The organism is Psychrobacter nivimaris (assembly GCF_043419765.1).
In the GTDB taxonomy this organism is placed as follows: Bacteria; Pseudomonadota; Gammaproteobacteria; order Pseudomonadales; family Moraxellaceae; genus Psychrobacter.
This window is the reverse complement of sequence record NZ_JBHOFX010000001.1, coordinates 77942-90386: the sequence shown is the minus strand read 5'-3', so window position 1 is coordinate 90386 and position 12445 is coordinate 77942. Positions and strand designations below refer to the sequence as shown.

The following is a 12445-nucleotide window of genomic DNA, read 5'->3' as shown; positions in this document are numbered from 1 at the left end:
AGTATTTATTTATCCATGTCTGCCAAAGCCGTTAAGCCGATGCCACTGGTTGCAGGTTTTTAGATAGTTCAGGATAGCGATGCAATAGTCGTGTGACGGCAACCAAACACGCATGACGCTCCATCTTGCCTGCCGAATGTGTAAAGGTGAACAGTGTGGGCATGATGAGCGCTGCAAAGGTGCTATCGGCCAATGCCACATCACGAAAAGTCTCAATCAATGCCAGTTTGGCACGACTCGCAGATATGGGTTTTAGCGTGATATTGCTATCTGACTCAGCTGCCTCATATGACTGTGATGATGCTGAGTTTTTATCTGAATAACGTTGTTGCTTATGCTTATTACTGTCACCAGCATTGGGCTCTTGCGAACCGCCTAGACGTCCAGGTGGTAACTCGAATAGACCACGACGTAGTAGCATTAGTAGCTGATCGACCTCTGCAGGCAAGCTTGCCAAACGTTTATCTGACTGCTCTGTTATGAGTGGTTGAGTACTGCTGCCTTTATCTCGTGCAGCATCTTTATCTTTACTATCGCTACTGGTTGGCTGCCAGTTTGGAGAGACGTGACGCGCCTTGTAGTGTTTCCATAGCATGGTCACGGCAGCATAACGTACTTCTCGGTCTGTGCTTTGGGTCAATCGATATAAAGACTGCACATCTTGGAAGTTGGCGTGACGCTGTAGTAGAGTGATGCCGATTTGGCGAGCGACTCGCGCTTTGCTTTCAATCAAAGCATTCAACATGCCAGCATTCAATTGTGCTGACTGAACGTGGTAACGTCGATTGGTAACGGATGGAATATCCAATAGCGCACGCTTCAGCAGTTGCGTGACCTCAGTATAGGGAGATTCCGCCATCATCAGCCATAGGGCTGGCGTTGGTTGCCACGTCGCCATTTCATACTCACTCAGTAATAAGCCAAATTCTCGCAGCTGGCTGTTACGGTGTTGCAGTAAAGGAATGACGCGCTCCGCATCAAAGAATGAAGAAGGGATAATCGCATCGGGATCGACTGGTCTGTCTGTCAGTGCCATACAGATCTGTTCATGATGATGACTGAGGTAGCTGATCGCAAGCTCGCTGATAGGTGCAGTAGCGTCATCTGTTGCCATATGCCACAGTGCATTGGCACCTGCAAAAGTATCGTCTTCAGACACCTCTCTCGATTGACCACTCAGCATCTGCAAAAAGGCAGTTTCGGAAATAATCTTTAGGGCAGCACCATCGGCGATTAAGCTCTCGGCTTTAACTTGCTTGCTACCTTTACGGCCATTACCGTATAACGGTGAACCATCATCACCGATGACTAAGTAATCTAACTTGCCATTAACAGCACCACTGATGGCACCATTAGCCGCTTTCACAACTTTTTCGGCCTCGCCACGAGTCATGCTTTGCATCTTGCCCGTGAATAAATAGCGTTGGCCAGTTAAATCTACTTCAGTAGTAGCATCGCTATTCGAGTCTTTATCGTCAGTGCCATTACTGGAAGCGTTGTCAGTAGAGTCGCCTTCATTACTGTCAAGATATGCGATAAAGTCAGCAGGCAAAAACCCTTTGTTAATGCGATCAATCGCAAATTCACGATAGAGTGCTTGTTCGCTATGCGCAAGATTCATAAGCCAGTCGAAACCTAAATCTATCGGTGCAAACCGACGCACATCAGATAGCCAACTCCTCACGTTTTCTGCTAAGTACTCATCAAAGGCCAAGTGCTTTTGCCAGTTTTTAATAGGAGTGTCAGCAGATTTTAGTTGTTCAACATATTCACTCACTTGCCAATCAGGCTCATAGGCAAGCGCATGCCAATAGTTCATATCAAGCGTCGCGGCTGACAGTACATCTTCATCAAACCAATCGGTAATAGTAGATTGCGACAGTGGATGTAATAGCAGTATTTGCCACACGGCAGCGTTTACTTGGCTCAAATCCAAACGCCTGAGCTGATCCAACGCAAAGTCCATACAGTAGCTATCGTTATTAGCAGAGAAGTCGTGTACTTCTGGTATATCTAACTGCTGGGCAATGCGAATAAAGTATTCAGTCCCTAGCTCTTTGGCGCTATAAAGCTCAGGTAGTTTTTTTATCGCAAATTTAACGCTGTGTGTTCTACCGCTAGTCAATCTTTCAAAAAACCACTCAGGGGTCAAATCGCGCCTTGTAAAGTGTTTGCTAAGTTGTTTGCTCGCGGTTTGATAGTGATGCTCTGTGTCTAATAGCTGCCCCCAACCGTTGACACCGATATCAGAAACAGGATCACGACTCAAGATATTGTTGATGGCAAATGCTCTAACAGGCTCATAATCTGACATGGCCAGTAGCATTAGCTCAGTGAGTGATAAGTCCTGAGCGTAGCTTTTGGCATAGCCAATCGCATACTGATAGGCGGCAGGATAGTGTGAATGGAGTAGTTGTAGCACCACTTGATGCAAGCCCAATGTTTGAAATTTAGACTTTTCAAAATGCGGTGAATTTTCTAATAGCCAAACAATCATCTCATCACGTGCTTTGCTATGCGCTTGTCCGGCAGATAAATATTGTAGCGTCGCACCACTCACATCACGTAATTGGGTCTTAAAGTCGTGTTTTAGGCTATCGGTTGCGAACTGTCTGACAGCCTCATTTTTGGCGATAGCCAATAGCTGGATAAGTGGTTCAGGGTCTCGTTGCCATGACTCAGAGAACGCGCGACCTTTGGCATCAAAGAGCTTGCGAGGTGAGCGACTGCTGAATCGATTGACACCATAATCAAGACTGTTGTGGAAGCAAATATGATTGAGCACCCAGCTGTTCGTTTGTTCAAGGCTGCCTGCCGTCATGGTTTCGTCATAGCTGGCGAGTACAGAAACGGCGGCATCAATGTAGCCAATTGGCATTTGCTGTCCTAGCTGGCGCAAATAACGCCATGCTCTAAGGCTTATATAGGTTTTGGTCGCTAGGCTGACCGCAGAGTTGGCGGTTTGATTGAAACGCTGTAAATCAATCTTGGCAGCTATTTGTCCAAAAATCTCATAATCTTGAGAAAATTCTGCTTGCTTATAAATACGCTTTAAACCTTTCCACACACCGTAGCTGACTGGCAAAGCTGTAATGGCTTGTTTTAAAATAGTTCTAGAATACGCGCTGCCATCTTCCCACAGTGCGGTCAGTATTATGTGGATTTTGTAGCGATCTGGGAGGGGGTAAACGCCTTCGTCTGCTTCCAGTTTGGCAATCATTGCCACGCGCTCTGTAAACTGTACTTCGTGGTGTTGCTCCCGAAACTGATGACTAAATATCTTATCTAAAAACCGATCAAAAGTAAGCTCATGCTCAGGAATGGGCGTCTCGGGAATCGCATCAGCTTGAGTTGCCAATGTACATAATTTATCGACTAAACTTGGATCTTGGGCTTGCCAAGCTTGCTGAATTTGTGAAAATGACAGACTCATAGAAATTTGCCTTAATTTTTATTTTGTCAGTGCGCGTAATTTTGTAGCACCATAAAAGCGCGTTTCACAGAAAATATCAAGGACTTTTGTAAGGAAATATATGGGCTGCGACATATAGCGTCGCGCATAATTTTATTTGCAATTATATATTGACAATAATAACTGTTATGAGGCAAACTTAACCAGTTGTGAGATTTAGCGTTTCACCGTTTATGGTGAGGGGCGACGTTGCGTCGTCCACGAGTCAAGCCATTACATTTTACCCAAGGAAGACTGTTTCAGTCCTGCTAATACCTAGATAAAGGCCCTAGTGTCATTAGCTCGCTGGCGCAATCACGCAATCGTGATTGAGCTAATGCACTAGGGCCTTTATCTAGGTGCAGTCCAGTGAGTCTTCCATGTACCAGGTCATGAGGTAGATTACACAACAATTGAGTGCTACATCATTATGATGGCATTCAAGGTCTTTAAAGCAAAACCGGAGTAGGGCTGTTTATTCAGCGCTACTCCGGTTTTTTATTGCCTGATTATTAGTTAATAATAAAAAAGCCCTTTGTCTATCACAAAGGGCTTTTTAGTGCAGAAAATATGATTTTATACGGAACTATTTATCCCCAATAACCATCAGGACATTTAGGTAATTCAACTAACGTGCGACGTAACGCATCTGACCATTGATGACGAATCGTATTAAAGTACTCGTCACGCTCATCAATACGTCGGCCGTTGGGCAGAGCTAGGCTGTCATTGTCATAAAGTACAAAATCTATCGGCATACCGACTGATAGATTTGAGTGAATCGTGGAATCAAATGACAGCATCAGCGCACGTGCCGCGTGTCTTACATCCGTGTTATAGCTGACAGAACGATCCAAAATAGGTTTTCCGTATTTGCTTTCACCTAACTGAAAGAAGGGCGTATCTTCAGTGGCTTTGATGCAATTGCCTTCAGGATAAATCAGGTATAGCTCAGGTGGTTGTCCTTTGATTTGACCACCAAGCATAAACGAGCTGGTAAAGGCGCCATCGCGACTAGAATTAGCGACTGCTTTTGCATGATTCATCTTTTCACGCATACATTCGCCAACCATTTGCGCCGCATCGAACAGCGTCGCTACTGTATTGAGGTTACTCTCAGCACGTTGGTCAATGTCGCTTTGTAGTTTATTGAACACTGCCTGCGATGTGGCTAAGCTGCCAGCTGTCTGTAGCACCATAAAGCGCTCGCCCTCAACGCCATATTGATACAACTTTCTGAATGTCGATATGTGATCAACACCGGCATTCGTGCGCGTGTCACTGGCAAAGACCATACCGTCTTTTAGACGAATGGCAGCACAATAAGTCATAAAATACCCTTGATGAATAAACGTAATAAAAAATAGCAAACGCTATGATAGCTTTTTGACTAATACCAAACTGTAAAGATTTTCGTAACCGCCGCCCATACGCACGCCGCGAACAGGCGCCGTATCTAGATAGTCTCGCCCAATAGCCACATACACATGTGAGTTTGGGGTAAATGCCTGATTTGAGATATCAAAAGTATACCAGTAACCATCCAGCCAAACCTCAGCCCATGCGTGACTGGCCATGTGATTTTCGGTATCGTCATACAGATAACCGGACACATAACGCGCTGGAATCTGTTGATCGCGCAAGATACCTAAAAATACATGCGTATGGTCTTGGCACACACCTGCACTTGTCGCAAACGCCTCAGCAGCGGTCGTGCCCACATGCGTGACGTCTTTGACAAAAGGCATTTTCATAATAAGGGCATTTGCCATTGCCTTTAAGCTGTCATGAGTAGGCGTTTTTAGATATGGCGCTGCAAATTCTCGCATCTCTTGTGAGCATTTGGTCAACGGGGTTTGTACGGTAAATAGCAGGTAGGGAACATGATCCATATCCTCTAAACGTTCGGTTTCGGTGTTGATTTCAACGATACCCGACGCCTGCATTTGTAAGTTGTTATGTGCTTCATTACGACTGAGCGTGAGCCATGCATTACCAAAGCCGTCCTTTTGGTTGGTCGCCACTTTAGGGAGCATCACATCCCATTTATGAATGGTCTGATGCGGCATTTGCATGGGGGTCATGCGTATATACTGTACACTGCGCTGTGCCAGCTCATCGTAATAATAGTTGGTTTGGTGACTGATTTGAAGTTTCATGGCATTTTCCTTATAGCATCTTTCTATTTTCTGTTTATTCCATATGTCTCATGAGCCGTTGTTATTGGTTTTTGGCTAGACACCTTCTATACACCTTGACGCAATATGAGATTGAACTCCTTGCTAATCAGCGCAAAATCACTAAATTTCTTTGACCTGATCATCTGGTTGGTCAAGCGGATAAGCTCACGCCAGCGCGTATTCTCCGGCAATTCATTAATCCAGTGTCTGAATTCAAAACTGACCTCTGTTGAATCCTCTCCCAACAAGACGGCACGCTCAAGCTGCTCAAAGTGACGCCCTAATTGCCAGAAGCAAGTCACTGTCGGATTTTCTTGTTTCATCGCAGCGTTACACGCGTGGAGCTGCAAGGTCGCCGCTCGATACGTGCCAGCACTTGATAAACGCTTAATCAAGTTATATAACTCAGCAGTATCTTTGCCAATGACACCTTTGGCTTCTTGGACATTGTCCTCAATCGATTGCACGATATTGGGTATGATGTTTTGTTCCAAATCAGCCATCATTTGTGCTTTCATGGTGGTCAGTGACACTTCACCATCAACGGCAAACCCTAAGTGACTAATTAGATGTCTGATCTGTGATTTTTTGAGATCGCCTTTGATAAGTTGTTTCATCACATCGTCGTAGTAATACAGACGCTCACTATATCGGCCTAGCCATATTAAGTGACTGGCGGTAGAGAGTAGCAGTATCATGGGCGCATCATCTAAACTCTCGTAACCTGTTTCTAAGGGTTGGACGCGATCATAGTAGTTCGCGTGCCCTGAAGCATTGACCCCTATTGATGATAAAGGCGAGCACTTGTCGGTTTGCTGGCTGTCTAAATCACTGTCATCAATAATCCAAGTGTCTTTGATACCGCCGCCTTGTGACGAATTGACGACCAAAGAGCCTTCAACCATGGCCACTCGTGTCAGACCACCGGGTACAATATCTACTGTGCCATCACCATGACTAAGGATAAAGGGACGCAAGTCAATATGACGCGGTGCGATACCATCGCTTACGGCAGTAGGATTGGTAGATAATGAAATAGTCGGTTGGGCAATAAAGCCGGCTGGGTTTTCAAGCAGACGCAGGCGATATTCTTCGATTTCTTTTTTGGTCGACGTCGGACCAATAAGCATCCCGTAGCCGCCTGAGCCCTGCGTTTCTTTTACTACCAGCTTGTCTAGATTGTCGAGCACATATTTGAGATCGTCAGGCTTACGGCACTGGTATGTCTCAATATTAGGTAGGATAGGCTCTTCATTTAAATAGAATTTAATCATATCTGGTACAAAAGGATATAAACTCTTATCATCGGCCACGCCCGTACCTGGGGCGTTAACGATCACCACGTTACCAGCGCGATAAGCACTCATTAGCCCTGATACACCCAATATGGAGTCAGATTTAAAGGCTAACGGGTCAATATATGGATCATCAATGCGGCGATAGATCACATCGACTTGTACCTTACCGCGAATGCCTTGCATATAGACTTTGCTATCCTCAACGACCAAATCATAACCATGGACGAGTGGCACATTCATCTCATGCGCTAAGAAGGCATGCTCATAATAGGCACTATTAAAGCGACCTGGCGTTAGAATGACGACCTGTGGATCATACTTGGATGTTGAGCTGGCAAGACAGGCTTTGAGACGGCTAGGATAATCACTAATACCCATAATAGGCGTGTCAGAAAATATATCAGCTAATAGTGTCTCTGATATATTGCGACTCTCAAGCATATATGAGACGCCTGAGGGGGTACGCAAGTTATCCTCTAACACACAAAACTTACCTGTCTCGTCTCGAATCAAATCAATACCGCTGATGTGCGAATAGATAGGCTTGTCGAGCTCAATGCCCATCATCCATGGCTCATAGCAGCCACTGGCATAGACGTAGCTGGCAGGGACAATATCGGCCTTCATGATGGCTTGGTCATGGTAGATATCATGTAAGAATGCATTGAGAGCAGTGATACGCTGTTTACAGCCTGCTTCTATATGTTTCCATTCGCTCGCGGCAATAATGCGTGGAATGATATCAAACGGAATCATACGCTCGATGTTTTTGGCATCACTATAGACGGTAAAGGTGACCCCTTTACGGTAAAAGATATTTTCTGCTTGTTCGTTTAGATAATTGAGGGCATCCATGTTGATGTTATCAAGCCAATGGCCAACAGCTTGTGCCACTGGGCGATACTTACCCTTACTTATCTGCAATTCATCGAAACTTTTTGGTTTTTGCTCAGGTTTTTCTGAAGTGTCTTTTCTTAAGGTATCTTCGGTCGGTGTTGACGCGGAACTTTTAGTATTATCATTGGGCACTTTGATGGATTGACTCTGGCTTTGATTTGCAGATTTTTCTTTGTCTGGGTTTCCATCCTTAGACTGACTTTGAGATGCTATTTTATTCATAAATACCTCACGTATCCTTGGTAAAGTTATACTTTATGATGAATACACTGTCTATGCTAAGTAGAGTAGCACTTGTACTGCGCCCAACAGGTAGTCTATCTCCTGTATGGACTATACAACGGTTAATGAGCAACATACAACAAGAGTTAAATAATAGATTTTTAAAAACTTGAACCTGATTCCAATAAGTTTAACTCAATAGAAACAGTAGGAGAGAAGACGTGAAGCTACGTGGTGGGTTCTTAATGCTGGCAAGTATAGGGTTGGCAGCGACTATCAGTGTGACTGGCTGTGGTAGCGAACCGACACAGACGGCCTTGCCCGCTGGTAGTACTGTGGTTGCACTTGGGGACTCATTGACCTATGGTTACGGTGCAAATGATGAAACAGCGTATCCTACGGTGCTAGCAGAGCTAAGCAAATGGAACGTCATTAATGCAGGGGTCAATGGTGATACGTCTGAAGATGTGCTTACTCGAGTGAATGAGATCACTGAGCAAAACCCAGATTTGGTCTTACTGGGTGTGGGTGGTAATGATGTGTTGCAGCGCATTGCGCCTGATACCACTCGTGCCAATATCATCGCGACTATCGATACCTTACAATCCAATAATATTGATGTTGTCCTAATCGCTGAGCCGCATCTCAGTACCAGTGCTTTGTTTGGTAAGGCCAGTGATAATCCACTGTATGAAGATATTGCGGAAGCTGAAGGCATACCTCTATATTCTGATGGCTGGTCCACTGTACTGTCAGATGATGCATTGAAATCTGATAAAATTCATGCCAATGCTGCAGGCTATAGACAGTTCGCTGAAGGGTTGCATGATTATCTAAAAGACGAAGGGTGGGTACGTTAAACCACAATGTAAACTACAGTGTAAACCACAGCTTTTAAGCTTAAAGATTATGAGTAGAGCGTATGTCTGTAGTCAGTGTATGAAGCACAAAAAAGCAGAGAGTTTATTGACTAGGTTCTCTGCTTTTTAATTTTCATTTTGCTAATGACAAATAGTCGATAAATTTAATAGCCTAGTCTTTTTCATTGTCACCTATGACGACTACCAAACCTTCATCAGCAGCTATCTTACCTTCGCAGATATCTTTATAAACCTCTAGTAAGCCATTGACTCCATCAAGCTCTTGAATCTTTAACCACGCACTAGTTTTTGCGGTGCTATTCATGATGTAGTGCATAGAGCGTTTATTGAACTCTTCAGGGCCCCATTCTTTCATACATTGCTGTACATGACTGGGCGCAAAAAACTGCTGGCTACGTTCTTGAATGATACCTTCTACATGGCGCGGTTCGTCCCAATGCGTGATACCGACATTACTGGTATAGCGCATGTTATCGCCTAAGTGTCTATGTAGACGACTGAGCACGTCAGTATTGGCCGACATATCGACAATAACTGTCGGCTTAGTCGCATCAATCTGCTCTAGCGTGTCATAGCTAAGCACACTGTCATAAGCGTCAATTGACTTAACAAAATCTATATGACGGTTTGAGGTGAGGCCGATACCGTGCGGTGCGTTTTTATCATCAGTGAGTCCATAGGCTAGGCCAATACTGGTCTTACTCGATGCACTGATAATCACTACTTGCTCTGCACCAAACCAGTCATTACTCTTCAACAGATCATGTAAGCAGAATGAGGTAAGGTGCAAGACAAACAACAGCATGCGCTGATCGTCATAGGCGCGGTCATAGTTTGGTTCATGGTTAACGCGCTGATACATATTGTAGCCAGGCGGCAGCTCGGCACGATGGACACTACCATCCAGCAGGCTGCTCTGCGTGACTCGCTTGGGTGTTATGATCAATTCATTGGCGGGCGGGAAGTAACCAAATAAGCGCTCACCGATAGGTAGCGCATCGCTATTTGATTCGATGACATCGCCAAAACCCCATACTGGAATAATACCCCATTTCTCAGGCTCGTTGCCGTTTGGCGGAAAAAACTGCCAATAGCGTAACTGATCGCCCATGACTGCATAAGTAATATTATTTGCAGTAAAAGCAAAGCGATCGACTTTTACACGTACTTCGCCATCATCTAGAGTGTGTACAGGCGTCTCTTGCAGGCGAGCTTGGGTTAGGTTTTCTTTATTGGTCTGAAATTCTTGCATGGTTATTTCCTTTTTTATTTTACTTTATGGTCATCAGGTTAAGCATTAGCAGTTTTGGCTTGACGCGCTGCCGTAATTTGCATGACTTCGCCCATGAGCTTAGGCATGTTTGCAGCGGCTTTTGGTCCTGCTTCTTTTAAGCGCTTAAGAATAGCCAGCTCTTCAGGCGGGGTGTCTTCGCTGGCTCGTACCAATTTGGTGAAGCCATCTAAGCGATTATTAATCATCCATTCACGTAGCGCAGGCTCTTTTGACCAACGCATTTGATTCTGCATTTGTTTAACAAGCCCAACTAAAAAGTCCGTATCATGATTTGGGATTGGCACCACTTGGCATAACTCGTTTTTGACAGTTTCGTCATCGTAATTGGCTTCAATGTGGGCGATAAATGCGGCACTGAACACAGGCTGATAGGTACGTACGGTTTGTACCACCACAGTATCACCTTTGAACACATCGTATGTCTCTGTCACTGGTACTGCCCGTGCAGAGCAGTCGATATGCATGGTGTTGGGGGTGGTTGAAATGCTGTCCTCACCAAAATAAATCTTGTCAGTATCTAAGCGGGTCACGCGCCCTTTACGTACAATGTTTTTAACACGGCGTAATTGCTTAAGCTCTTCACTACTAATGGTAGCGCCATGGAACATTTGCGGGCGTACATTTGGATCAATACGCATTAATACGCCGCCTTTTTCTAATCGATTAAAAAGGTCTTCGATGTTTTTAGCTTCAGCAATCGCTTCTGCTTGAGTAGCCTGTGCTCCAATAGTATGGGTGAAAAAATCACGAGAGGGTTGGGTGTTTTTACGATCGATCAGCCAAGCATCTCTTGGCATAATCCATGTAATATAGTCTGGATCAATTTGATTCTCTAATAGCCATAAAACCGCATCTATACCTGTTTTTCCGCCACCAATGATGACGTAGCCATCACGGGGTTTGGTTAGACTCGGCAAATCATTTAGCGGGCCAAACTTAACACCTTTAGCAATCTCAAAGTTTGGGGTATGGGTTGCTGGTACTGAAGTTTTAAAATAAGTACCATCAATGATTTTCTTATTGACCTTAACTTCATAGCTGGCATCAGACAGCAACGATGAAAACTTGCCGTCGCCTTGGTACTCACACATCGGGAAGTACTTTACGCGGCCACTTGGTAAAAACGTGTGCTTCATGACTTTATCGAAGTACGCCATGACTTCTGCGCCTGATGCCAGCTCGGACAAGCCTTTATTTAAACCAATTTTATCAATCATACCGCCGCAAAGCTCACGTGAGCTAACGCCATAAAAAGACGACGGCTGATGTAAGGTGACAAACGAATAGGCATCGTTCCAATGACCACCTGGCTTATGATGTTTATCGACGATAATAATATTAGCATCAGTTTCTGTGAGCAGCACATCGGCAAAAGCCATACCCACCGCGCCACTACCAATGATTAGATAATCCGTTTCTAGCTGTTGAATACTCATAGCGTCCTTACTCTTAAGTTGAGTTTCTATCAATACAATCAATTCATAATTGTTTGTATATAACAGTGTTATATACTAGAATAACACTGTTATAATTGTCAAGACATAGTGAGAATCTAATGGATGCCAGAACCAAAATACTAAACGCCGCATCTGAGCTTTTTCTAGAAGGGGGTGGGGACGCCTTGAGTGTACGCGCTATATCCAAGCGGGCAGGACTGTCCACCATCGGTATATACAGCCATTTCAAAGGTAAGCAAGGCATACTAGATGCGCTGTACATAGAAGGATTTAATCTCGTCCGTGAAGCTATGGATGTCATTCCAGAGGGTAGAGCAAACAAAGAGCAAGTGCTAGAGGCGTGCCTAGGGTATCTCAATGTAGGCGAGAAATATGAAGCGCATTATCGGCTGATTTTTGGGGAATCTGATGCAGGATATCAGCCCTCAATCGAGGCCACTGCAGCCAGAGATAGTGCGTTTTCAAAGTTGGTTCGGGTGGCAGGCTCTTATTTATCAGAAGATGCTAGCGTGACGCAACGTCGGCAGATAGCGTTAGATATCTGGGCAATCGTACATGGGTACGTCAGTATCAGTCACCATGTGGTGTTCGCCGATGGACTGGAGCTAGACTGGAAGACGATGGCACTTCGTGTGGTTGAAGTACAGTTGGATGCCTTTGACCTAACCAAAGCTAAGTATTAATAAAGCCTTCCCGAATAACCCGGTAAATCAGCAGTATGAAGGTGACAATAAATATTAAACAGCGATTCGTAAATATTGCTCG

General features: G+C 44.6%; 8 protein-coding genes. 2 read left to right on the top strand and 6 right to left on the bottom strand.

Annotated features, from left to right (window positions below):
• Positions 1 to 31: 31 nt before the first annotated feature.
• The 4 genes from ACHEVO_RS00315 to ACHEVO_RS00300 all read right to left on the bottom strand — a co-directional run bounded on the left by ACHEVO_RS00315 (position 32) and on the right by ACHEVO_RS00300 (position 8048).
• Positions 32 to 3433, bottom strand: a complete 3402-nt coding sequence (locus ACHEVO_RS00315) for a BRCT domain-containing protein (RefSeq protein ID WP_394123474.1) — start codon at positions 3431 to 3433, stop codon at positions 32 to 34.
• A gap of 608 nt (positions 3434 to 4041) precedes the next feature.
• Positions 4042 to 4782 (bottom strand): peptidase, encoded by a 741-nt coding sequence (locus tag ACHEVO_RS00310; RefSeq protein ID WP_057760236.1) that lies wholly within the window; start codon positions 4780 to 4782, stop codon positions 4042 to 4044.
• Between the two features lie 42 nt (positions 4783 to 4824).
• Positions 4825 to 5610: a transglutaminase family protein gene (locus ACHEVO_RS00305; protein ID WP_101205892.1), complete on the bottom strand. Its 786-nt coding sequence runs from the start codon at positions 5608 to 5610 to the stop codon at positions 4825 to 4827.
• An 86-nt stretch (positions 5611 to 5696) separates the two neighbouring features.
• Positions 5697 to 8048 (bottom strand): circularly permuted type 2 ATP-grasp protein, encoded by a 2352-nt coding sequence (locus ACHEVO_RS00300; RefSeq protein ID WP_449301487.1) that lies wholly within the window; start codon positions 8046 to 8048, stop codon positions 5697 to 5699.
• Positions 8049 to 8269: 221 nt separating this feature from the next.
• On the opposite strand from ACHEVO_RS00300, the gene ACHEVO_RS00295 reads away from it, so the two are divergent.
• Positions 8270 to 8908 carry a GDSL-type esterase/lipase family protein gene (locus ACHEVO_RS00295; RefSeq protein ID WP_394123473.1) on the top strand — a complete coding sequence of 213 codons (639 nt, stop codon included), beginning with the start codon at positions 8270 to 8272 and terminating at the stop codon, positions 8906 to 8908.
• 172 nt (positions 8909 to 9080) lie between these two features.
• On the opposite strand, the gene ACHEVO_RS00290 is transcribed toward ACHEVO_RS00295, so the two are convergent.
• Positions 9081 to 10181 (bottom strand): DUF2855 family protein, encoded by a 1101-nt coding sequence (locus ACHEVO_RS00290; protein ID WP_394123472.1) that lies wholly within the window; start codon positions 10179 to 10181, stop codon positions 9081 to 9083.
• A 38-nt stretch (positions 10182 to 10219) separates the two neighbouring features.
• Positions 10220 to 11659, bottom strand: a complete 1440-nt coding sequence (locus ACHEVO_RS00285; protein ID WP_394123471.1) for an NAD(P)-binding protein — start codon at positions 11657 to 11659, stop codon at positions 10220 to 10222.
• 119 nt (positions 11660 to 11778) lie between these two features.
• On the opposite strand from ACHEVO_RS00285, the gene ACHEVO_RS00280 reads away from it, so the two are divergent.
• A complete protein-coding gene (locus ACHEVO_RS00280) occupies positions 11779 to 12363 on the top strand; it encodes a TetR/AcrR family transcriptional regulator (protein WP_394123470.1) in 585 nt (194 codons plus the stop codon).
• Positions 12364 to 12445 lie beyond the last annotated feature (82 nt).